This is a genomic window from Pseudomonas sp. B20 (genome assembly GCF_020515755.1).
GTDB lineage: Bacteria > Pseudomonadota > Gammaproteobacteria > Pseudomonadales > Pseudomonadaceae > Aquipseudomonas > Aquipseudomonas syringae.
Genome location: NZ_JAHPJG010000015.1, coordinates 21,379 through 44,540, shown reverse-complemented (window position 1 = coordinate 44,540; position 23,162 = coordinate 21,379). Strand labels below are relative to the sequence as shown.

The window sequence follows — 23,162 nt, the reverse complement described above, 5'->3', positions numbered from 1 at the left end:
GATGCCTCGCGACACAAAAGCATGCCGGGTTTGTCAGGCGCCGAATGCGTCGCGCAGAAAGCCTGGCGCGATATAGCGTTGATAGTGCGCCTCGGACAGCAGGAAAAACTCGCGGTCGATCGCATCGCGCAGTTCCGGCAGCGTCCAGTCGCGAAACTCCGGCAACAGCACGAAACCGTAGGCCTCGACCTGACTGATGACCCGCGCGCCACGGGCGATCAACTGGTAAGCCCAGCAATATTCGGACTGGTGCGGCACAAAGCGGATCTTGCGCTGGGTGAGCTGCGCACGCAGCGTGTCGGCATCGAAGACTTCGAGCTTGGCAGTCATCACCTGGACCAGCAGTTGCTCCAGACGCAGCCAGACCGCTCTTTTTTCGTCTTCGTTATAGCCGTTCCAGTGGATGACCTCGTGGTGGAAGCGCTTGCAGCCACGGCACACCAGATCCCCGTAAACAGTGGAGCAGAGGCCGACGCAGGGGGTTTTGATAATGTAATCGGGCATGTCAGGCAGGACTGGGGAAGGCGAAACAAGGGCTCATGTTAGCCCTTTGTCTAAGCAAGTTCACCCCCGAAGATGTAGGGGCTAACTTACCTTTGGCAAAGTTTTGGCGTAGAATCAGCGAGCCTTTTAAGGCGCCAATGTCCGTTGGAAGCTGTTTTCAAAGCGTCACGAGCACAGTCAAGTTAATCCCGCAGTGCGGCGTCGACAGGCCATTCCCTCATCACGAATGGCCGTGTCGACCGCCACTCCCCCCGCCCTGCAGGCGTAAAACTTTGAAAACAGCTTCTGTTAGGAATCACCGACACCCTGCCAACAAGGCTCAATAAGCCTTGCGTGGGTACGGTCGATTTCTGGATGAGCGTCCCGGACACCCATTTGGGACCACTGATGAGGGTTAATACTGTGCTTGAAGCCTACCGTAAACATATCGAAGAGCGTGCCGCCCAGGGCATCGTGCCCCAGCCGCTTAACGCCGAACAAACTGCAGGCCTGGTCGAGCTGCTGAAGAATCCCCCGGCTGGCGAAGAAGCTTTCCTTGTCGATCTGATCACCAATCGCGTTCCGCCAGGCGTTGACGAAGCTGCCTACGTCAAGGCCGGTTTCCTGTCTGCCCTGGCCAAGGGCGAAGCCACTTCTCCCCTGATCGACAAAAAACGCGCTACCGAACTGCTCGGCACCATGCAAGGTGGCTACAACATCGTCACCCTGGTTGAGCTGCTCGACGATGCCACCCTCGCGCCGGTCGCAGCAGAACAACTCAAGCACACCCTGCTGATGTTCGATGCCTTCCACGACGTGGCCGAAAAAGCCAAGAACGGCAATGCCCACGCCAAGGCTGTCCTGCAGTCCTGGGCTGACGGCGAGTGGTTCAAGAAGCGCCCGACGTTGGCCGACAAGATCAGCCTGCGCGTCTTTAAGGTCACCGGCGAAACCAACACCGACGACCTGTCCCCTGCCCCTGATGCCTGGTCGCGCCCGGACATCCCGCTGCACGCGCTGGCCATGCTGAAAATGGCCCGTGAAGGCATCGTCCCTGACGTACAGGGCGCCATCGGCCCGATGAAGCAGATCGAAGAAATGCGCGGTCAGGGCTTCCCGATTGCCTACGTCGGTGACGTGGTCGGTACCGGTTCCTCGCGTAAATCGGCAACCAACTCGGTACTCTGGTTCTTCGGCGACGACGTCCCTTACGTCCCGAACAAGCGTGCCGGCGGTTTCTGCTTCGGCAGCAAAATTGCTCCGATCTTCTACAACACCATGGAAGATGCTGGCGCTCTGCCAATCGAATTCGATGTCTCGAACATCAACATGGGTGACGTGATCGACGTCTATCCCTACGCTGGCAAGGTCTGCAAACACGATAGCGACGAAGTCATCACCACCTTCGAAATGAAGACCCCGGTGCTGCTCGACGAAGTCCGCGCTGGCGGCCGTATTCCACTGATCATCGGCCGTGGCCTGACCAGCAAGGCTCGCGCCGAACTGGGCCTGCCGGAGTTCGACCTGTTCAAGACACCTGACCAGCCAGCCGAAAGCACCAAGGGCTACACCCTGGCGCAGAAGATGGTCGGCAAGGCATGCGGCGTAGCGGGCGTTCGTCCGGGCACCTACTGCGAACCGAAGATGACCACCGTCGGTTCCCAGGACACCACTGGCCCGATGACCCGCGACGAACTGAAAGACCTGGCATGCCTGGGCTTCTCGACCGATCTGGTCATGCAGTCGTTCTGTCACACCGCGGCCTATCCGAAGCCGATCGACGTCAAGACGCACCACACGCTGCCTGACTTCATCATGACCCGCGGCGGCGTTTCCCTGCGTCCGGGCGACGGCATCATCCACAGCTGGCTGAACCGCATGCTGCTGCCGGACACCGTCGGTACGGGTGGCGACTCGCACACCCGCTTCCCGATCGGTATCTCCTTCCCGGCCGGTTCCGGCCTGGTGGCGTTCGCTGCTGCAACGGGCGTCATGCCACTGGACATGCCTGAATCGATCCTGGTTCGCTTCAAGGGCAAGATGCAACCTGGCATCACCCTGCGCGACCTGGTTCACGCCATTCCTTACTACGCGATTCAGGCTGGCCTGCTGACCGTAGAGAAGAAAGGCAAGAAGAACGCATTCTCCGGTCGCATCCTGGAGATCGAAGGCCTCGACAACCTGAGCATCGAACAGGCTTTCGAGCTGTCCGACGCCTCTGCCGAACGTTCGGCTGCCGGTTGCACCATCAAGCTGGCCAAAGAGCCAATCATCGAATACCTGAATTCGAACATCACCCTGCTGCGCTGGATGATCGAACAGGGTTACGGTGATCCTCGCACCCTGGAGCGTCGTGCTCAGGCGATGGAAGCCTGGGTTGCCAACCCGGAGCTGCTGGAAGCCGACAAGGACGCCGAGTACGCCGAAATCATCGAAATCGATCTGGCCGACGTCAAGGAGCCTGTGCTCTGCGCGCCGAACGATCCGGACGATGCCCGCCTGCTGTCTTCGGTACAGGGCGAGAAGATCGACGAAGTGTTCATCGGTTCCTGCATGACCAACATCGGCCACTTCCGCGCTGCGGGCAAGCTGCTGGATCAGGTCAAGGGCCAACTGCCGACGCGTCTGTGGCTGTCGCCGCCGACCAAGATGGATGCTCACCAGTTGACCGAAGAAGGCTACTACGGCATCTACGGCAAGGCTGGCGCACGCATGGAAATGCCGGGCTGCTCGCTGTGCATGGGTAACCAGGCACGCGTGGAACCGAACGCGACCGTGGTGTCGACGTCGACCCGTAACTTCCCGAACCGTCTGGGTGACGGAGCGAACGTCTACCTGGCCTCGGCCGAACTGGCGTCCGTTGCCTCGATTCTGGGTCGTCTGCCGACGGTCGAAGAGTACATGGGCTACGCCAATCAGATCGACACCATGGCAGCGGACGTGTACCGCTACCTGAGCTTCGATCAGATCGCCGAGTTCCGTGAAGCCGCTGCGAACGCCAACATCCCGGCTGTTCAAGTGTAAGCACGAAAGCAGGCATCAGAAGAACCCCATCCTCGTGATGGGGTTTTTTTTGCCCTCACTCGGCCTCGTACATATATTTTTCACATTCACATGGCTATAGTGGCGGCCCTTGTTGGGGAGTAGCCTGCTCTTGACTCCGGTCACAGAGCGTTCGTATCAACATTCTCGGCAGCATGCCGTGGTGCGAACACCTTCTGGTTGGCGAGACCAACGATGCATCCATGCCTAAAGTCGGGCGTGTGGTTGCGTCGTTGACTCATAGCCCGACTGGATATAACCGTGAACCCGATTTCCCTCCTCTTTCTCGCGCTTGCCATGTCCACGGACGCCTTTGCTGCGGCCCTCGGTAAAGGAGCAAGCCTGCATAAACCGCGCTTTCTCGAAGCGTTACGCACGGGCCTCATATTCGGCGCCATCGAAACCATCACGCCGGTCATCGGCTGGGGCATTGGCCAGGTGGCTGCGCGCTTCGCCGAGAGCTGGGACCACTGGATCGCCTTCACCCTGTTGCTGGTGCTCGGCCTGCACATGATCTACAACGGCATCAAGCACGACGATGACGAAGAGCAGGAAAAGCCGGGGCAGCATTCTTTCTGGATTCTCGCCGTTACCGCATTCGCCACCAGTATCGATGCACTGGCAGTCGGCGTAGGCCTGGCGTTTGTCGACGTCAATATCGTGGTTGCCGCCCTGGCCATCGGCCTGGCGACCACGGTCATGGTCACCATCGGCGTGATGCTGGGCCGGGTGCTGGGCACCATGGTCGGCAAACGCGCTGAAATCATTGGCGGTATCGTGTTGATCGTGGTGGGTGCGACGATTCTTTACGAGCACCTGTCGGCGGCGCAGTAAGCGGCTGATCGAACCTATCAGTCAGACATAAAAAAACCCGCATCTTTCGATGCGGGTTTTTTATGGGTACAGCTTTTACAGCCTGGTTAAACGGTAATGCCCTGCCCGCTCATGGCCAGGTCCAGCAGTTCGCGGTTGGCAACGGCGTACATCGCGTAATCCGTGCCGCTTGCCGCACGCAGCTCGACCAGCATGGCGCGCCAGCGCTCGACCATCAGTGTGTGCTGCTCCAGCCACAGGGCCAGACGCGCATCGATTTCCGAAGGACCATCGGCCATCTGCAGAACCGACACGGTGATCGCCCGCTGTTGCCAGTCGACATCGTCCCGGAACGCTTCACGCGCCAGCGCCTGCCAGTTGTTTTCCACCGGCAGACTGCTGATCTGCTGCAGGTACCAGGTAATGTCCAGCGCACTGCCGACGGCGAAGTATGCCTTGGCGACGTCGGCAGCATTCTGCCCGGTCACGTCGGAGGCTTCGATGATCGGCAACAGTGTGTACAGATGCGTCGTACCGGCGACCATGCGCGCCAGCAGTTCCGGCACACCGGCTTCGACATACGCCTGATAACGCGTTTGCCAGATCTCGCGGGTCGGACCTTCCAGCAGCTCGTCAAGCTTGAGGCCCAGTGCAGCGAGGTGCGGACCGAAGTGTGCCACGTCACGACCGGCGTCCAGCTCATTGCGACGGCTACGCAGGAACCAGCGCGTTGCACGACGCCCCAGACGCATCAGCTCGTCCATCAGCGCCAGCTGGATTTCGGCCGAAACCTTGTAGTCCAGTGCCTCGATCTGACGGAACCAGTGCGGTAGATGGAAGATGTCACGCACGATCACGTAGGCACCGGCCACCGCAGCAGCGCTCATGCCGGTCGACTCTTTGAGCCGCTGCACGAAGGTGATGCCCATGTGGTTGACCAGATCGTTGGCGATCTGCGTGCTGACGATCTCGCGCTTCAGACGGTGGCCGCGCATGGCCGTGGAAAACTTGGCGCCCAGCGAAGGCGGGAACGCGGTTTCCATATCACGCGCCAGATAGTCGTCATCCGGCACACGGGATTCCAGCAACGCTTCCTTGAGGTCGATCTTGCTGTACGAGATCAACACCGACAGCTCGGCACGACTCAAGCCCTGCTTGGCCGCAATCCGCTCGGCAATCTGCTCTTCAGCAGGCAGGAATTCGATGGCACGATCAAGCTTGCCACGCGCCTCCAGGTCACTCATCAGGCGCTTGTATTCGGCAATCCGCTCGTAAGCACGACGGGCTGCCAGCGACAACGCCTGGGTCTGCTTGTAGTTGTTGCCCAGTACCAGGTGGCCGACTTCGTCGGTCATGCTTTCGAGCAGCTGATTGCGCTGCTTCTCGGTCATGTCACCGGCCTGCACTACTTCGTTGAGCAGGATCTTGATGTTCACTTCGTGGTCGGAGCAGTCCACACCGCCCGCGTTGTCGATGAAGTCGGTGTTGGTCGCGCCGCCATTGAGACCGAACTCGACACGGCCCAGCTGGGTCATGCCCAGGTTGCCGCCCTCACCCACTACCTTGCAGCGCAGCTCGTTGCCGTCGACGCGCAGCGCATCGTTGGCCTTGTCGCCGACATCGGCGTGCGACTCTTCGCTGGACTTCACATAGGTGCCGATACCGCCGTTCCACAACAGATCGACCGGCGCCTTGAGCAAAGCGTTCAGCAGTTCGGTCGGGGTCAGCTTGTCAGCCTTGATGTCGAAGCGCGCCTTCATCTGTTCGGTGATGGCGATACTTTTCAGGCTGCGCGGGAAGATCCCGCCGCCAGCGGACATGATGCTGGTGTCATAGTCGGTCCAGGACGAGCGCGGCAGATTGAACAGGCGCTGACGCTCTGCAAAGCTGGTGGCCGGGTCCGGATTCGGATCGATGAAGATGTGCAGGTGGTTGAACGCTGCGACCAGTTGCAGCTTGTCAGACATCAGCAGGCCGTTGCCGAACACGTCACCGGCCATGTCGCCGATACCGATCACGCTGATGCTGTCCTGCTGCACATTGATGTCGCGTTCGCGGAAGTGACGCTGCACGCCCACCCATGCGCCCTTGGCGGTAATGCCCATCTTCTTGTGGTCGTAACCGGCAGAACCACCGGAAGCGAAGGCGTCACCCAGCCAGAAGCCGTAGTCGATGGCAATGCCGTTGGCGATGTCGGAGAACGTCGCCGTGCCCTTGTCGGCGGCCACCACCAGATACGGGTCATCATCGTCATGACGCACGACGTTGACCGGCGGCACCAGTGCGCCTTCCTTGAGGTTGTCGGTGATGTCGAGCAGCCCGGAGATGAAGATGCGGTAGCAGGCGATGGCCTCGGCCTGCACTTCGTCGCGGTTGCCGGTGGTTGGCAGGCGACGCGGCACAAAGCCGCCCTTGGCACCTACCGGCACAATGACCGAGTTCTTCACCTGCTGGGCTTTTACCAGGCCCAGCACTTCAGTACGGAAGTCTTCCTCGCGATCCGACCAGCGCAGGCCGCCACGCGCCACATTGCCGAAGCGCAGATGCACGCCTTCGACACGCGGCGAATAAACGAAGATTTCAAACTTGGGCACCGGCTTGGGCAGTTCGGGAATCAGGCGCGGGTTGAACTTGAAGCTGAAATAGCTCTTGCTCTGCCCGTTGGCATCGGCCTGATAGAAGTTGGTCCGCAGCGTGGCTTTGATCAGGTCCAGATAACGACGCAGGATGCGGTCTTCGTTGAGCACCTGCACGTCGTCCAGCGCAGTCAGAATGGCCTGCTCCAGACGCAGCTGCTTGTCGTCGAGATCGTCGGAACCCAGCTTGCGCGCCAGATAGAAACGGGTCTTGAACAAACGCGTCAGCTCGCGGGCGATGTCGGTGTGGTTGTTCAGCGTGGTGGCGATGTAACCCAGGTCAAAGCCCAGACGAATCTGCTTCAGATAGCGCGCATAGGCACGCAGCAGCGCCACGTCGCGCCACGGCAGGCCGGCGGTGAGCACCAGACGGTTGAACGCATCGTTTTCGGCATCGCCGCGCACGATGTGCACGAACGCATCCTGCAGAGTGTCGTTGAGCTGCTGGATATCGAGGTTCAGACCTTCGCCGTAAGTAAAGGCGAAATCATGAATCCAGAACTCGCGACCGTTGGCATGATGCAGGCGGTACGGGAACTCGCCCAGCACGCGCAGGCCAAGGTTTTCCAGAATCGGCAACACATCGGACAAGGCCAGCGGCGTATCGGCGTGATACAGCTTGCAATGCAATTGCTGGCGGCCACCGGCCAGTGGCTGGTAGAAGCTCATCACCAGCGGATTGGCTTCGCTGAGGCTCAGTACGTGCTGCATGTCGACGACTGCCGAATGCGCCGCAAAGCGCTCGCGGTAGCCGGCCGGGAAGCCTTTCGGGAAGTCGGCCAGCACGTTGGTGCCGTGCGCTTCACCGAAGCTTTCGACCACCAGACTGGCGTAGTCGTCCTTCCACGAACGGCACGCCTGAATGACTTCGTTTTCCAGCTGGGCGACGTCGATCTCCAGGTTGATCTTCGGGTCCACGCGCAGAATCAGTTGCACCCGCGCCAGCACCGATTCAGAGAAGAACGTCCAGAACTCGCAATCGCTGGCCTTGAGGCGGTCCATCAGGACCTGCTGGATCTTCTGGCGCACTTCGGTGGAATACACGTCGCGCGGCACATAGGCCAGGCAGTAGCAGAAACGGCCATACGGGTCCTTGCGCAGGAACACGCGAATCTTGTTGCGCTCCTGAATCTGCACGATGGACATGACCGTGGTGAACAACTCGTCCACTGGCGTCTGGAACAGGTCGTCACGCGGCAGCACTTCGACCACCTGCGCCAGTTCCTTGCCCAGGTGCGCCTTGGCGTCGAAACCGGAACGGCGCTCGACCTCGGCAACCTTGCGACGGATGTACGGAATCTGCCGCACGCTCTCGCCATACACCGACGAGGTGTACAGGCCCATGAAACGACATTCCTTGATGACCTTGCCCGACGCGTCGATCTGCCGGATCGAAACGTAATCCGGGTACGCCGGACGGTGTACGCGGCTTGGATGCGCCGCCTTGGCAAACGACAGCAGCACCGGTTCCTGCAGGTATTTCACCGCGTAGTCTTCGATGTGCAGTTCTTCGCGGGTCAGACCAGGGCGCAGCAGTCGGGTCAGCCCGAGGAAGGACGACTCGTCGTAGACCAACTGGCCGCCTTCGGCGTCGTTGCGCACTTCGAACTCTTCGTAACCGAGGAAGGTGAAGTGGTTGTCCACCAGCCATTGCAGGAAGACCTTGATCTCGGCCTTTTCCTCGACATCGGTGTTGGACTCATTGGCATCGATACTGGCCAGCAGCTCGTGCAGACGCGCTTTCATCGGCCCGAAATCTTCAACGGCGGCGCGTACTTCGCCAAGCACCTGTTCCAGCTCGCGCGCCAGCACGTTCAACTCGCTGACGTTGGCGCAGCGGTCGATCTCCAGGTACATCAGCGATTCCTGCAGCACGTCGTCGCCAGTGGTGCCCTTGGGCAGCAGCTCAAGCAATTCGCCAGCAGCCCCGCGACGCACGCTCAGCACGGTGGTCTGCAGGGTGTGGATGCTGTAGCCGCGGCGGTTCAGCTCGGTACGTACGGAGTCGACCAGAAACGGCAGGTCATGATGCAGCACTTCAACGGCAGTGTGAGTCGATTGCCAGCCGTGGCGCTCGTAATCGGGGTTGTAGACCCGGACCTGCGGGTGAGCATGTTCGAAACGCTCCAGCAGGCGCCATGCGGACAAGGTGCAGCCTGCCAGGTCGGAAAGCCGCCGCTGGGTGAGTTCGTCGAGGGAAATGATGCCGAAGAATTGCTCGGCGAACAGCGCCACTTGTGGCAGTGCCTGTTCGCTGATGTGCTGAGCCAGTGCCGCTTGCAGTTGATGCTGGAAGTCGGCCTTGCTGGCTGCGGTGAAGAACGCCATCTGTGGTACTCCGCTTTGGCTTTTATTGGGGAGGCTTGAAGAAGGTGTTGAAACCGGGGTGCCCTTGCAGTCAATCGCGTGGGCATCACCTGATCGAGTGTAAAGCTAAAGTAGTAACGCGCGCCGTGTCAGGGTAGTCACATTTGTATATCGGAGTGAAAAAACGCTACGCGCACCCGACACCGTACACCACTTGTCCGTCATGCAGCTTAACGAGAGCTGAGCGCACACTGCTTACGAGGCTGCGACATATTCGGTCATCAGGTCGCGATACACTGCGTACGATGGTGCCAATATCGCCCGACATTATTTGCCCGGGACTGGCAAAATTCACTCATGCCTTACCTGGACAGACCCGGAGCCACCCATGCAAATCAAGACCGCCAGCCTCATCGCCAACCCGTGCGACGACGAATACGACGACATGGCACTGCTCTGCTGCCACGCAGAAAACGGCATGCTGTTTTCCCTGACCCGTTTCCCGGACGAGAACGAAGTGGAAATCACCGTCAGCGACGACAAGTCACTGAACGTGTCCAGCCTGAAGGTCACCTTCAGTGCCGAGCGCCTGTTGGTGGAAATCGACGCGCAGGACGCCAGGCAGCTCGATGGCCACCATCAGTACGAAATCCTCCACGCCACCGATGCAGGCGAGTTGCAGGACGTTCACCAGACGTTACAGATCATTCTCAAAAACGTCGGTGAGTACACCAGCACAATCAGCTGATGATCAAAAAAGCACCAGAGTGAACACTTCGCCGAACAGGAGTCCGTCATGAACCGCATTTTCGACGCCCACTGCCACATCATCGACCCGCATTTCCCGCTGATCGCCAATAACGGCTATCTGCCGGAGCCGTTCGGTGTCGCTGACTACCTTGCGACGGTCCAGCCGCTGGGCGTTCAGGGCGGCGCGGTGGTGTCCGGTTCCTTTCAGGGCTTTGATCAGGGATATCTGCTTCAGGCGCTGCGCCTGCTGGGACCGGGTTTCGTCGGTGTCACGCAATTGCCCGCCAGCGTCACCGATGCAGAGCTGGACACCCTGAATGCGGCAGGCGTGCGCGCCTTGCGCTTTAACCTCAAGCGCGGAGGCTCGGAGCAGCTCGACCAGCTGGAGGCACTGGCCGTGCGTGTCCATGAACGCGCAGGCTGGCACTCCGAGCTGTACATCGACTCGCGGGAACTGGCGCCCATCGAAACACGCCTGCGCAAACTTCCGGCTATCAGCATCGATCACCTGGGGCTGAGTACCGAAGGGCTGCCCGTGGTCCTGCGTCTTGCCGAGCGCGGTGTACGGATCAAGGCCTGTGGTTTCGGGCGAGTGGACTTTCCGGTGCGCGAGGCCCTGAGGGATATCCACGCCGCCAACCCGAATGCCCTGATGTTCGGCACCGACCTGCCTTCGACCCGCGCCCCCCGCCCGTTCCGGCCCGACGATATCGAACTGTTGATCGACGCACTGGGCGAAAGCGGCGCTCGTCAGGCGCTGTGGGATAACGCGGCGAGCTTCTATCGACTCTGACGCCGTGGCCTCCGGGAGCCAGAGCCAGCCTTCCTACATGGACACCCAAGGATCATGTAGGACAATACCCGCATAAATGACAGGCACTTCTCTAAATGCAATAAAAAACGCGGGAGTCGTTAGTCGATAGCTGCCTGGATGGATTAAAGTATCGCCCCCAGCTCAGCAGTCGTCAGACACAGCTGTTCACCCTGCCAGGAACCGTCACCGATGGAACATCGTGAAGCGCTGATTGCGCTGCGAACTTTTCTTTCAACGCAGATCCTTGGCCAGGAAAAGCTGATCGAACGCCTGCTCATCGCCCTGCTTGCCGACGGCCACATGCTGGTCGAAGGCGCTCCCGGCCTGGCCAAGACCAAGGCGATCAAGGAGCTGGCAGAAGGCATCGAAGCCCAGTTCCACCGCATTCAATTCACCCCCGACCTGCTGCCTGCCGACATCACCGGTACGGAGATCTATCGCCCGGAAACCGGCAGCTTCGTGTTCCAGCAAGGGCCGATCTTCCACAACCTGGTGCTGGCCGACGAAATCAACCGTGCGCCGGCCAAGGTCCAGTCGGCGCTGCTCGAAGCCATGGCCGAACGGCAGGTCAGTGTCGGGCGCAGCACCTACGACCTGTCGCCGCTGTTTCTGGTCATGGCGACCCAGAACCCTATCGAGCAGGAAGGCACCTACCCGCTGCCCGAAGCCCAGCTCGACCGTTTTCTGATGCACGTCAAGATCGGCTTCCCGGATGCCGCCGTCGAACGCAAGATCCTTCAACAGGCGCGTGGCGAAGCCCTGAATGGCGAAACCAAGCCGGAGCGCCGCGTCAGCCAGCAGGCGATCTTTGCCGCACGCAAGGAAATCCTTGGCCTGTACATGGCCGATGCGGTCGAGGAATACCTGGTGCAACTGGTCATGGCCACCCGTACGCCGGCCAAGTTCGACCCGGAGCTGGCCGAATGGATTGCCTACGGTGCCAGCCCGCGGGGCTCAATCTCGCTGGACCGCTGCGCCCGTGCGCACGCCTGGCTGGCCGGACGCGACTTCGTCAGCCCCGAAGACATTCAGGCGGTGCTGTTCGACGTGTTGCGCCACCGGGTCATCCTGTCGTTCGAGGCCGAAGCTGCCGGTATCGATCAGGATCGCGTGATTCAGCGCATCCTCGACGTCGTGGCCGTCGCCTGACCCCATGCAACCCTACCTGATCCCCCAGCCGGGCATCCGCGTCAGCCTCAGCGAGCTGATCGAGATGCGTCATCGGGTGCGGGAAGTGCAGCTGTTTTCCACCCCGAGCCAACGCAGCCCGATGATCGGCCTGCACCATTCCAAGCTGCGCGGTCGTGGTGTGGATTTCGATCAGGTAAGGGTCTATCAGGCCGGTGACGACGTGCGCAGCATCGACTGGCGCGTGACGGCACGCACGCAGGAGCCGCACACCAAGCTGTTCCATGAGGAACGCGAGCGGCCCATTTTCATTCTGGTGGAACAGAGCCGACGGCTGTTCTTCGGCTCCGGCCTGATGTTCAAGTCGGTACTCGCGGCTCAAGCGGCCGCGCTGATCGGCTGGGCGGCGCTGGAGCACAACGACCGGGTCGGCGGGTTGGTATTCGGCGATAACGAACACTACGAGATCAAGCCGCGACGCAGCAAACAGAGCCTGCTGCAGTTGCTCAACCGACTGGTGCGGGTCAATCAGTCGCTGCATACCGAGATTCCGCCAGACCGCGATGCGTTCGGCACTGCGCTGCGTCGCGCACGGGAAGTGCTGCGCCCCGGCAGTCTGGTCATCGTCCTGTGCGACGAGCGCGCCCTGTCCGATGCCGCCGAACAACAACTGAGCCTGCTGTCTCGCCACAGCGACCTGCTGTTGCTGCCGCTGTCCGACCCGCTGGACCGCGCCCTGCCCGCTGCCGGTTTGCTGCGCTTTGCCGAACGCGGCGCGCAACTGGAGATCGACACCCTCAACCCCGAGCTGCGCCGCGCCTATCGGCAACAGGGCGAGGAGCGCACGGCGCGTTGGGAGTTGCTGGCGCAGAAGCTGCGGGTATTGCTCATGCCCTTGAGCACCCAGGCGGAGCTCGTCGAACAACTGCGCGAATACCTCAATGCGCGTCGTCCGGTGAAGCGCAAATGAATCCCCTCGATCAGCTGGAGCCGCTGATTGCGCCCGAAGCCGTAGGCTTCTGGCCGCTTGCGCCGGGCTGGTGGCTGCTGCTGTTGCTAATCCCCGTTGCAGGCTGGGGCCTGTGGCGCTTGCGCAAACTGCTGCCGGTCAAGGCCCGCAAAGTGCGCAGCGAACAGCCGCTGGACCCGGTTCGCCTCGCCGCGCTGGCGGAACTGGCCAGCCTGCCGAAACCCTACGACGGCGCGCCTGCCGGTGCCTGGCTGCAGCAGATCAACGGCCTGCTCAAACGCCTGTGCCGTAACCATTACCCGCACAGCCAGAGCCATACCCTCAACGGCCGCAAATGGCTGGCGTTCCTCGACAACCGCTGCCCGGCTGCCGGTCTGACGCGCTGGATGATCCTGGTCGAAGGCGCTTACAAGCCCGAGTGCAAACTGGACGACAAGGCCATCACCGGCCTGACTCAGGCGGTCGATACCTGGATCCGCAAACATGTTTGAGTTCGCCTGGCCGTGGGTCTTCGCCCTGCTGCCATTGCCATGGCTGATGCGCGCCCTGCTGCCCATGGCCGACAGTGGCGAGCCGGCGCTCAAGGTCAGCTTTCTCAGTGAACTCGAAGGCCTGAGCGGTCGCCGCGCCAAAGCCAATTTGCCGGTCTGGAGACAGCGTGCGCCGTTCTTGTTGATCTGGCTGTTGCTGCTGATCGCCGCAGCGCGACCGCAATGGCTGGGCGAGCCACTGCCGGTGGCTGCCAGTGGCCGCGATCTGCTGGTGGCAGTCGACGTGTCCGGTTCGATGGACTACCCGGACATGCAATGGAAAAGCGATGAAGTCAGCCGGCTGGTGCTGGTGCAACAACTGCTCGGTGACTTTCTCGAAGGCCGCAAGGGCGACAGAGTCGGCCTGATCCTGTTCGGCACCCAGGCGTTTGTCCAGGCGCCACTGACCTATGACCGCCGCACCGTGCGGGTCTGGCTCGACGAGGCGAGGATAGGCATTGCCGGCAAGAACACCGCACTGGGCGATGCCATCGGCCTGGCCCTGAAACGTCTGCGTATGCGTCCGGCCACCAGTCGTGCGCTGGTGCTGGTCACCGATGGCGCCAACAACGCCGGTCAGATCGATCCGATCACCGCCGCACGGCTGGCTGCCGAAGAAGGCGTGAAAATCTACCCCATCGGCATCGGCTCGGACCCGGACAAGGACGCGCTGCAAAGCGTGCTGGGCCTCAACCCCAGCCTTGATCTGGATGAACCGACGCTCAAGGAAATCGCCAGCCTCAGCGGTGGCCAGTATTTCCGCGCGCGCGATGGCGACCAGCTGGAAAAAATCCGCGCCACCCTCGATGCCCTGGAACCGGTCGCACAGCAGCCCACCCAGGCGCGCCCGGCGCAAGCGCTTTATCAATGGCCACTGGCGACGGCGCTGCTGTTGAGTGTGTTGCTGGTGCTGCGCGAGTTATGGCCGAACAACGCACTGCAACGCCTGCTGGCGGTGCTACGTTCCATCAACTGGCGTGAGCGCTGCAAAAGCCTGTGGAGGTCGCGATGATCAGCGGGCTCTGGCCGCACTGGTTTCGCCCGGAATGGCTGCTGATCACGCCCTTGCTGGCGCTGCTGATCTGGCGACTCTGGCACCGGCAGAAACGCGCCGGACGCTGGCAAATGCTGCTGCCCACTCACTTTCACGAGGTGTTGCTCAACGGTGGGCGCGGCAGCAACAGCAAACCGCCATGGGTCGCGCTGGGGCTCGCCTGGTTGCTGGCCCTTTTCGCCTTGCTGGGCCCCAGTTGGCAGCGCGTCGAACAGATCAGCCAGAAGCCGGTCGATCCGCTGGTGATCATTCTCGAACTCACCCCGCAGATGCTCGCCACCGATACGCCCCCTACCCGCCTGGAACAGGCCAGACGCAAGCTGCTGGACCTGTTGCAAAAACGCAGCGATGCGCAGACCGCCATCGTTGTCTATGCAGGCAGCGCACACACGCTGGTGCCGCTGTCCGATGATCTGGTCACCAGCCACAACCTGCTGGAAGCCATCAGACCGTCGATCATGCCGGTGACCGGCCAGCGCGCCGATCTGGCTGTGCAGAAAGCGCTGCACCTGCTCAAACAGGGCGCATTGGGTCAGGGGCGGATGCTGTTGATCACCTCGTCGCTGAGCGAACAGGAACGTCAGGGCATCCGCGCCGCATTGCGCGGAAAATCGCCGCCGCTGTTGATTCTTGGGGTCGGCACGGCCGAAGGCGCGCCGGTCACGCAGGAAAACGGCAGCCTGCTCAAGGACGATCAGGGTGCGATTCTGGTGCCACGTCTGGACAGCAGCAGCCTCAACGACTTCGCCGATCAGGTCGGTGGCAGCTATCGTCAGGCACGCGGCGATGAAGAAGACTTGCGCAGCCTCGGTCTGCTGGCCAGCCCCCGACACATGACCCGCGACGGCCAGGTCGTGCAACTCGACACCTGGGCTGACCAGGGCCACTGGTTGCTGCTGCCGCTGCTGCTGATCGCGGCACTGGCCGGCCGGCGCGGCTGGCTGTTCTGCCTGCCGCTGATGTTCATGTTTCCGCAGAACAGCCAGGCGTTCGAGTTTCAGGACCTGTGGCTGCGTCCCGATCAACAGGGCCAGCGACTGCTGGAACAGCATCGTCCAGCCGAGGCAGCGCAGCGCTTCGAAGACTCGCGCTGGAAAGGCGTGGCGTTGTACCAGGCGCAAGACTACGCCAGCGCCGCCCGGCAGTTTGCCGAAGGCAACAGCGCCGCCGACCACTACAATCGTGGCAATGCCCTGGCCCGTAGCGGCGAGCTGGCAGCGGCACTGGATGCCTACGAGCAGGCCCTGGACCGACAGCCCGATTTCCCTGCGGCGCAAACCAATCGGGCGCTGGTGCAAAGCCTGCTGGATCAGGCCAATGAGCAGAAGCCAGCCCAGGATGAACAGAACAAGGCCGATCAGGGCGAAGAAGGGCAGCAGGCGTCGCAAGACCCCAATAGCAGCGCATCGCCCGCCGAGCAGAACCCGTCCCGATCGGATCAACCCGGCACCAGCGAAAGCCTGCCGCCGGACAACAGCGGCCAGGCCACCTCGGGCGAGTCGACCGACGACGAACAGACCACCCGCCCTGCGCTACAGTCCGCCGACAGCCCCATGACCGGCGAGCGGCGTCAGGAACTGGAGCAGTGGCTGAGGCAGATTCCGGATGACCCGGGCGAACTGTTGCGGCGCAAATTTCGCTACGAACAGCAACATCAGGAAAAGACCCGATGAGTCGCGTGTACACCTTATTGATCGGCCTGCTGCTGAGCCTGATCACCTTGTCGCTGCAGGCTGCGCAACTGACCGCCAGCGTTGACCGCACGCGCCTCAACGCCGGGGAAACCGTCGAGCTGACGCTGGAAACCGACGATGTGACGCAGTTCGGCAAGCCCGACATGAGCGCGCTGGAAAGCAGTTTCGAGGTGCGCGACACGCGTCAGCTCAACAGCCTGAAAACTCTGGATGGCAGCAGCCAGGCCACGACGCGCTGGATCGTGACCCTGCTGCCCCGCGAGACCGGAAGCGTGTTGATTCCGTCGCTGCAACTGGGAGAGCTGAAAAGCCAGCCGCTGACCCTGCAGGTCCTGCAGAGCGAGCCCCAGGAGCCGGGCAACCATCTGGCATCGATCTTCATCGAAGCGAGCCTGGATCAGGACAGCGTGTATGTTCAGGCCCAGGCCGTGCTGACTCTGCGCGTTTACCACTCGGTGTCACTGTTCGACGACAGTAGCCTGAGCCCGCTGCAAGTGCCGGACGCGCGGGTCGAAAAACTGGGTGATTCGCGCACCTACGAAAAGCTGATCAACGGCGTGCGCCATGGGGTGATCGAGACACGCTACGCGATCTACCCGCAGCAGAGCGGTGTGCTGAAGATACCGGCGCAAGTGTTCAGTGCCACGCTGGTGCAGACGCCTGCCGAGGGTTCGCAAGCCCAGGACGCCAATCCGTTCGGCCCGCAGCCGGGCCGAGCGGTGCGGGTCAAATCTGCCGAAGTGCCGTTGACCGTCAAGCCCAAGCCTGCCGACTACCCGGCCGATGTCGCCTGGTTGCCGGCACGCAGTATCAATCTGGAAGAAAACTGGAGCCCGGAGCCCGGCACTACGCAGGTCGGCGATTCGCTGACCCGCACCCTGACGCTCAAGGCCGAAGGGCTGGCCGGCGCGCAGCTGCCACCCTTGCCGCCCACAGAAGTACCCGGCCTGCGGCGTTACCCGGATCAGCCACAACTGCGCAACCTGCCCAGCGAACGCGGCCTGATCGGCACGCGCGAAGAACGCGAAGCCCTGGTGCCCACCCGCGCCGGCGCAATCGACCTGCCTGCGGTTGAAGTGACCTGGTGGAATACCCGCGAAGATCATCTGGAGCACAGCAGCCTGCCCGCGCGCACCCTGCAGATCAGCGTCAACCCGGGTCTGGCGGTGGACACGCCGGTGAACAACGACACAAGCGGCGTGACCGTAATCGGCCCGCCAGTCTGGCCGTGGCAGATGAGCACATTGCTGCTGGTCTGCACCACCCTGCTCGGTTTCGGCCTGTGGTGGCGCGCCCGTGGACAGCCGGCAATCGCCCGGGCCGTGCAGACCGGGCCCAGCCCGCGTACCGTACTCGATGACCTCAAACGCGCCTGCCTGGCCAACGATCCGCAGGGCACCCGTCAGGCGCTCGACGCCTGGGCACGTCAGCAGCCGGAAACCCTGGCCGAAATGGCCGCGCGTTTCGTGCCGCTGTCCGATGCTCTGGACGGTCTCAACGGTGCGCTGTACAGCGAAACCGGCAAGCTGTGGCTGGGCGAGGACCTCTGGCGCGCGGTGCGCAAGCTGCCCGCCGCCGAACATATTCAGGACCCGGCAGGTGATGCCGGGTTGCCGCCGCTGTATCCCAAATAAGGATGCAGCTCAGGCAACACCCCTATACGACAAGGTAAACCAATGCGTCTGTTTCACACCTCTGACTGGCACCTGGGTCAGAACCTGCACGGCCAGGAGCGGGATTTCGAACACGCCTGCTTTCTGACCTGGCTGCTGGCCCGTCTGGCCGACCGTAAACCGGATGTACTGTTGATCGCGGGCGACATCTTCGACACCGTCAACCCGCCGGTCAAAGCGCAGGAGCGCCTGTACGACTTCATCGTCAACGCCCACGAACAGCAACCCTTGCTGACCATCGTGATGATCGCCGGCAACCACGACTCCGGCTCGCGTATCGAACTTCCCGCCCCGCTGATGCGCCGCTTGCGTACCCACGCGCTGGGCAGGGTGATGTGGCTGGACGACGGCGTGCTGGATGCCCAACGCCTGCTGTTGCCATTGCCAGACGCCAATGGCGACATCAAGGCCTGGTGCCTGGCGCTGCCCTTTCTGCGTCCCGCCGAGGTCACCGGCCCGACCCTGGGCGATGACTACCTGCGTGGCATCGGTCGGGTGCATGAACTGCTGATCGCGGCGGCTGACCTCAAGCGCCAGCCCGGTCAGGCATTGATCGCCATCAGTCACGCCCACATGGCAGGTGGCTCGGTCTCGGAAGACTCCGAGCGCAGCCTGATCATCGGCAACGCCGAAGCCCTGCCGGCCAGCCTGTTCGGGCCGAGCATCACCTATGTTGCGCTGGGCCACCTGCATAAACCGCAGCGGGTCAACGGCGAAGAGCGCATTCGCTACAGCGGCTCGCCGATCCCGCTGTCCTTTTCGGAAATCAGCTACCAGCACCAGATTCTGGAAATCAATTGCGACGGCGAGACGCTGACCAGTGTCGAGCCGTTGCTGATCCCTCGCGCCGTCAACCTGCAACGCCTCGGGCCTGCGCCATTGGCCGACCTGCTGGTGCAGCTCAAGACGCTGCCGGACATCGACCTGCTTGCCGATCCGGATCGCCAGCCGTGGCTGGAAGTGCGTGTGCGTCTGGATGAGCCCCAGCCGGACCTGCGCAACCAGATCGAAAACGCCCTACAGGGCAAGGCTGTGCGGCTGGTGCGCATCGGTGCCGAATACGCCGGCAAGGGCAGCGCGGACGGCAGCGAGGGTGACGCCACGTTGATCGAACTGGACCAACTCACGCCTCAGGAACTGTTCAGCCGTGCCTGGCAGGACAACTTCGGCAGCGAGGTCGACGAACAGACGCTGACCGATTTCGCCACGCTGCTGCGTGAAGTCCAGCAGGAGAGCGAGCAACCATGAAAATCCTCGCCATTCGCCTGAAAAACCTGGCCTCGCTGGCCGGCCCCTTTGAAATCGATTTCACTGCCGAGCCGCTGGCCAGCGCCGGACTGTTTGCCATCACCGGCCCAACCGGCGCGGGCAAAAGCACGCTGCTTGATGCCCTGTGCCTGGCGCTGTTCGGGGCGATTCCGCGGCTGAGCAACATCGGCCAGTCCAAGGTCCCGGACATTGACGGCGACATCACCACCAGCGACCCACGTACCCTGCTGCGCCGTGGCACGGGCAGCGGTTACGCCGAGGTGGACTTCATCGGCATCGATCAGCGGCGTTATCGCGCGCGCTGGGAAACCAATCGCGCGCGCGACAACGCCAGCAAAAAGCTGCAGGCCAGCCGCCAGACCCTCACCGATCTGGACAGTGAGCAAATCCTCAGCAACCAGAGCAAACGCGAATTCGAGCAGTTGATCGAAAACCGCCTGGGCCTGAACTTCGAACAGTTCACCCGTGCCGTGATGCTCGCCCAGAGCGAGTTCAGCGCGTTCCTCAAGGCGGATGACAAGGAACGCAGCGAACTGCTGGAAAAGCTCACCAACACCGCGATCTACAGCCAGCTCGGTCGGCGCGCCTACAGCAAAAGCAAGGAAGCCGAAGACGCTCTGAAAACCCTGACCGCGCAGGCCAGCAACATCATCCCGCTGGCCCCGGAGCTGCTGGCTGAACTGGAACAACGCCTGAGCGACGCGCAGCAGCAGCTCAAGGCTCATCAGACACAGCAACGGCAACTGGAACTCAAACAGCAGTGGCTGACCGAGCTGCACCGTCTGCGTGACGAACAGCTCGCTGCCCAAGAAGCCCTGAACAGTGCGCAACAGGCCTGGGACGAGCACAGCGGTGCACGCCAGACCCTCGGCCAGCTGGAACGCCTGGGCCCGCAGCGTCATCGCTTCGCGCGTCGGGTCACGCTGAATGCTCAGCTTGATCCGCTGGCTGAACAGATTCGCCAGCATCAGCAACAGCAGACCTCGCTGCACGACCAGCAGCAACAGCTGGAAAGCCGCCGTACTCAGGCGCAGACCAGCCTGCTGGAAGCCCAGCAAGCCCACAGCAGCGCCAAACCGCTGTTGCTGCAGGCTTTCGAAGCACAGAACACCCTGAATCACCTGGCCCAGGAACTGGCCAAGGCGTCCGACCTGCACCAGCAGAGCGAGCAGCTCTGCATCCAGGGCCAGACCAGCCTGCAAACCCTGCTCGATCAGCAAAAGCAGGTAGCGCAACGTCTTGAGCGTATTGCCGGGCAACTGCAGCACAGTAGCGAACTGGCGCCACTGGCTCAGGCCTGGAACGCGTGGCGTGATCGGCTGAAATCCCTCACGCTGATCGCCAATCGTCTCAAGCACGGCCACAGTGAGCTGCCTGCGCTGCAGCAACGTGCCAGCAATGCCGATCAGCAGTTGACCGAGCAACGCAGCGCGCTGGAGTTGCTGTACCGCGAAGCCGATTGCGAAGTGGAGGCAGTAACCGAGCAGGTGCAGATTCTCGGCAGCCTGTTGCAGGACAACCGCAAACAGCAGCGTGCCTTCGAGGAACTGGCCCGTCTGTGGGCCAGTCAGCAGGACGTCGACCGCCAGCTTGCCGACCTCACCCAGCAACAGCAGAGCGCCCAGCAGCAACGCGAACAGCTCAACAGCGAAGGCCTTCGCGTTCGTGATGAACTGACCGTCGCCGAACAGACCCTGACCGTCACCCGGCAACTGCTGGAGCGCCAACGGCTGGCCCGCAGCGCCAGTGTCGAGGAGTTGCGCGTGCAGTTGCAGGACGACCAGCCCTGCCCGGTCTGCGGCAACATCGAACACCCCTGGCATCAACCGGAGGCGCTGCTCGAAAGCCTCACGCAACACGACGACAACGAGCAGGCCAGCGCGCAGAAAGCCGTGGACCTGCTCACCGAGCAACGCAATCAATTACGTGAACAGGTCGGCGGCGTGATCGCCCGGCAGAAAGAGCTGCTGCGCCAGCATGAGCAGCTCACCGCCCGCCATCAGGCTTTGGCACCGGACCTGGAGTCACATCCTCTCGCCGCGCAATTGCTCGACCGCGACGCCGACAAGCGCGACGGCTGGTTGAGCCAGCAATTGAGTCAACTGAGCGAAGTCATCAGCCGTGACGAGCAACGTCAGCAAGCCTTGCTGACCCTGCAAAAAGACGCTGCGCGCCTGCAGCAGCAGCTCCAGGCGGCGACCGAAGCCAGCCAGACCGCTGCGGGCCATGTTGCCGAGCAGCTCAAGCAACTGGAAGCAGACGGGCAGCGACTGGAAGAAGAACTGACGGCATTTACGCCGCTGGTATCGCCCCAGGTGCTTGAAGGGCTGCGCAGTGATGCATCAGCGACCGTGCTGCAGCTCGAACAGCAGGTGACCCAGCGTCTCGATCAACTGGAGCAGCAACACGAAGAGCAGCAGGAGCAAACCGAGCGCCAGCAGAAGATCGAGAAGCAGCAGGTCGAGCAGCAGACTCGCGTGCACCGCCAGACCGAACTGGCGCAGGAAGTCACCCGGCTCGGCGAGCAACGGCAGAACAGTCAGCAGACGCTTGCCGGTCTGCTGGGCGAACACGCGAGCGCAGAGCAATGGCAGCAGGCGCTGGAGCAGACCATCGAGCAGGCCAGACAGGCGGAAAGTATGGCGGCGCACGCGCTGCAGGACATCCACAATCAACTGATTCAACTGGCTGCCGAACTCAAGTCCGGACAGCAACAGCAGCAGGCCCTGCAACAGGAACTGGCTGAACTTGATGTGCAGATCAGCGAATGGCGCGCTCAGCATCCGCAGCTGGACGATAGCGCCCTGGACACCTTGCTGACCTACGACGACGCGCATGTCGAGCAACTGCGTGCGCAATTGAGCAGCACCGACAAGGCGCTGGAACAGGCAAAAGTGTTGCTGCAGGAACGCGATCAGCGCCTGCAACAGCATCAGGCGCAACACAGTGATCTGACCGACAGTGCGCAACTGGAAGCAGCGCTGCAACAGGCCCATGAACAGTCGGCGCTCAGTGAGCAGCACTGCGCCGACTTGCGTGCCGAGCTCAGTGAAGATCAGCGCCGCCGCAACGCCAACAGCGAACTGCAGGCGCGCATCGCCGATGCCAACAGCGAATACCTGCGCTGGGCACGTCTGGCGTCGTTGATCGGCTCGGCAGAAGGCGACAGGTTTCGCAAAATCGCCCAGGCCTACAACCTTGATCTGCTGGTCCATCATGCCAATGCGCAGCTCAGGCAACTGGTGCGCCGCTACCGCCTGAAACGCGGCGGCAGCATGCTCGGCCTGCTGGTCATGGACACGGAAATGGGCGACGAACTGCGCTCGGTTCACTCGCTGTCCGGCGGGGAAACCTTCCTTGTTTCGCTGGCACTGGCGCTGGGCCTCGCCTCCATGGCGTCCAGCACCTTGCGCATCGAGTCACTGTTCATCGACGAAGGCTTCGGCAGCCTCGACCCGGAGTCACTGCAACTGGCGATGGACGCCCTCGACGGCTTGCAGGCACAGGGTCGCAAGGTCGGCGTGATCTCCCACGTCCAGGAAATGCACGAACGAATCCCGGTGCAGATCAAGGTGCGTCGTCAGGGCAATGGGTTGAGCACCATCGAGGTGGGGCACTGAGAGACCTGTGACGCGGAACGTGAGGCACGGCAGTTGGTTATCGTTCCTCACGCTCCGCGCGGGAATGCCGTTCTGGACGCTCTGCGTTCGCTCTTGAATGTTGTGCCACCAGCGCTTTCGCGAACAGGCTCGCCTGGCAGTCTTCAGCTTTTGATTCTGCCCGGGAGGGCGTAGGAGTGGACCGGGCGACGCTTCGCTTGTTCGCGAAAGGGACGTTAAATTCAGAGAAAATGTAGCGCCCGAAGTACCGCCTTCGCGAACAAGTTCGCTCCTACGCCCGCTGGGCAGAAGCCTTGTTTACAGGCGTGAATGTGCCGCCACCAGCGCTTTCGCGAACAGGCTCGCCTGACATTCCGTGCATGGTCTGCCACGCATTGGG

The 23,162-nt window shown here is 62.1% G+C and carries 14 protein-coding genes; 12 read left to right on the top strand and 2 right to left on the bottom strand.

The genetic code is table 11. The features are described from left to right. Positions 1-33: 33 nt before the first annotated feature. A complete protein-coding gene (locus tag LIX91_RS15760; RefSeq protein ID WP_226488745.1) occupies positions 34-504 on the bottom strand; it encodes a DUF1289 domain-containing protein in 471 nt (156 codons plus the stop codon). A gap of 402 nt (positions 505-906) precedes the next feature. Between LIX91_RS15760 and acnB the strand changes: the two genes are divergently transcribed. Beyond that, positions 907-3,507, top strand: a complete 2,601-nt coding sequence (acnB, locus tag LIX91_RS15755) for a bifunctional aconitate hydratase 2/2-methylisocitrate dehydratase (RefSeq protein WP_046237262.1) — start codon at positions 907-909, stop codon at positions 3,505-3,507. A 279-nt stretch (positions 3,508-3,786) separates the two neighbouring features. Then, the gene (mntP, locus tag LIX91_RS15750; RefSeq protein WP_003318883.1) at positions 3,787-4,359 is read left to right on the top strand and encodes a manganese efflux pump MntP; all 573 of its coding nucleotides are present in this window, start codon (positions 3,787-3,789) and stop codon (positions 4,357-4,359) included. A gap of 86 nt (positions 4,360-4,445) precedes the next feature. On the opposite strand, the gene LIX91_RS15745 is transcribed toward mntP, so the two are convergent. Further along, a complete protein-coding gene (locus LIX91_RS15745; protein ID WP_003415735.1) occupies positions 4,446-9,302 on the bottom strand; it encodes an NAD-glutamate dehydrogenase in 4,857 nt (1,618 codons plus the stop codon). Between the two features lie 367 nt (positions 9,303-9,669). Between LIX91_RS15745 and LIX91_RS15740 the strand changes: the two genes are divergently transcribed. The 10 genes from LIX91_RS15740 (at position 9,670) to LIX91_RS15695 (ending at position 22,783) form a co-directional block, all read left to right on the top strand. After that, a complete protein-coding gene (locus tag LIX91_RS15740) occupies positions 9,670-10,029 on the top strand; it encodes a hypothetical protein (protein WP_003415734.1) in 360 nt (119 codons plus the stop codon). A 48-nt stretch (positions 10,030-10,077) separates the two neighbouring features. Further along, the gene (locus tag LIX91_RS15735; RefSeq protein WP_046237266.1) at positions 10,078-10,824 is read left to right on the top strand and encodes an amidohydrolase family protein; all 747 of its coding nucleotides are present in this window, start codon (positions 10,078-10,080) and stop codon (positions 10,822-10,824) included. A gap of 210 nt (positions 10,825-11,034) precedes the next feature. Next, complete coding sequence (locus LIX91_RS15730) at positions 11,035-11,994, top strand: AAA family ATPase (RefSeq protein WP_003342804.1); 960 nt, start codon at positions 11,035-11,037, stop codon at positions 11,992-11,994. 4 nt (positions 11,995-11,998) lie between these two features. Next, positions 11,999-12,943 carry a DUF58 domain-containing protein gene (locus LIX91_RS15725; RefSeq protein ID WP_226488744.1) on the top strand — a complete coding sequence of 315 codons (945 nt, stop codon included), beginning with the start codon at positions 11,999-12,001 and terminating at the stop codon, positions 12,941-12,943. Beyond that, on the top strand, positions 12,940-13,434 hold the full coding sequence (locus tag LIX91_RS15720; protein WP_003415732.1) for a DUF4381 domain-containing protein: 495 nt from the start codon (positions 12,940-12,942) through the stop codon (positions 13,432-13,434). Before LIX91_RS15725 ends, LIX91_RS15720 begins: the two co-directional genes overlap by 4 nt. Continuing rightward, complete coding sequence (locus tag LIX91_RS15715; RefSeq protein ID WP_003415731.1) at positions 13,427-14,485, top strand: vWA domain-containing protein; 1,059 nt, start codon at positions 13,427-13,429, stop codon at positions 14,483-14,485. Before LIX91_RS15720 ends, LIX91_RS15715 begins: the two co-directional genes overlap by 8 nt. Next, positions 14,482-16,200: a VWA domain-containing protein gene (locus tag LIX91_RS15710; protein ID WP_226488743.1), complete on the top strand. Its 1,719-nt coding sequence runs from the start codon at positions 14,482-14,484 to the stop codon at positions 16,198-16,200. The genes LIX91_RS15715 and LIX91_RS15710 overlap by 4 nt, the downstream gene beginning before the upstream one ends. Beyond that, entirely contained in the window at positions 16,197-17,855 is a 1,659-nt protein-coding gene (locus LIX91_RS15705; protein WP_046271519.1) for a BatD family protein, read from the top strand. The genes LIX91_RS15710 and LIX91_RS15705 overlap by 4 nt, the downstream gene beginning before the upstream one ends. Before the next feature lie 42 nt (positions 17,856-17,897). Beyond that, positions 17,898-19,142 (top strand): exonuclease SbcCD subunit D C-terminal domain-containing protein, encoded by a 1,245-nt coding sequence (locus LIX91_RS15700; RefSeq protein WP_226488742.1) that lies wholly within the window; start codon positions 17,898-17,900, stop codon positions 19,140-19,142. Further along, positions 19,139-22,783 (top strand): AAA family ATPase, encoded by a 3,645-nt coding sequence (locus tag LIX91_RS15695; RefSeq protein WP_226488741.1) that lies wholly within the window; start codon positions 19,139-19,141, stop codon positions 22,781-22,783. The genes LIX91_RS15700 and LIX91_RS15695 overlap by 4 nt, the downstream gene beginning before the upstream one ends. Positions 22,784-23,162 lie beyond the last annotated feature (379 nt).

What these genes read in the sequence shown, in the direction of transcription:
- LIX91_RS15745 (WP_003415735.1), bottom strand. Translation starts at nt 9,302, where the DNA reads ATGGCGTTCTTCACCGCAGCCAGCAAGGCCGACTTCCAGCATCAACTG.
- LIX91_RS15730 (WP_003342804.1), top strand. Translation starts at nt 11,035, where the DNA reads ATGGAACATCGTGAAGCGCTGATTGCGCTGCGAACTTTTCTTTCAACG.
- LIX91_RS15725 (WP_226488744.1), top strand. Translation starts at nt 11,999, where the DNA reads ATGCAACCCTACCTGATCCCCCAGCCGGGCATCCGCGTCAGCCTCAGC.
- LIX91_RS15715 (WP_003415731.1), top strand. Translation starts at nt 13,427, where the DNA reads ATGTTTGAGTTCGCCTGGCCGTGGGTCTTCGCCCTGCTGCCATTGCCA.
- LIX91_RS15705 (WP_046271519.1), top strand. Translation starts at nt 16,197, where the DNA reads ATGAGTCGCGTGTACACCTTATTGATCGGCCTGCTGCTGAGCCTGATC.
- LIX91_RS15700 (WP_226488742.1), top strand. Translation starts at nt 17,898, where the DNA reads ATGCGTCTGTTTCACACCTCTGACTGGCACCTGGGTCAGAACCTGCAC.
- LIX91_RS15695 (WP_226488741.1), top strand. Translation starts at nt 19,139, where the DNA reads ATGAAAATCCTCGCCATTCGCCTGAAAAACCTGGCCTCGCTGGCCGGC.
- LIX91_RS15740 (WP_003415734.1), top strand. Translation starts at nt 9,670, where the DNA reads ATGCAAATCAAGACCGCCAGCCTCATCGCCAACCCGTGCGACGACGAA.
- LIX91_RS15760 (WP_226488745.1), bottom strand. Translation starts at nt 504, where the DNA reads ATGCCCGATTACATTATCAAAACCCCCTGCGTCGGCCTCTGCTCCACT.
- LIX91_RS15735 (WP_046237266.1), top strand. Translation starts at nt 10,078, where the DNA reads ATGAACCGCATTTTCGACGCCCACTGCCACATCATCGACCCGCATTTC.
- LIX91_RS15710 (WP_226488743.1), top strand. Translation starts at nt 14,482, where the DNA reads ATGATCAGCGGGCTCTGGCCGCACTGGTTTCGCCCGGAATGGCTGCTG.
- LIX91_RS15720 (WP_003415732.1), top strand. Translation starts at nt 12,940, where the DNA reads ATGAATCCCCTCGATCAGCTGGAGCCGCTGATTGCGCCCGAAGCCGTA.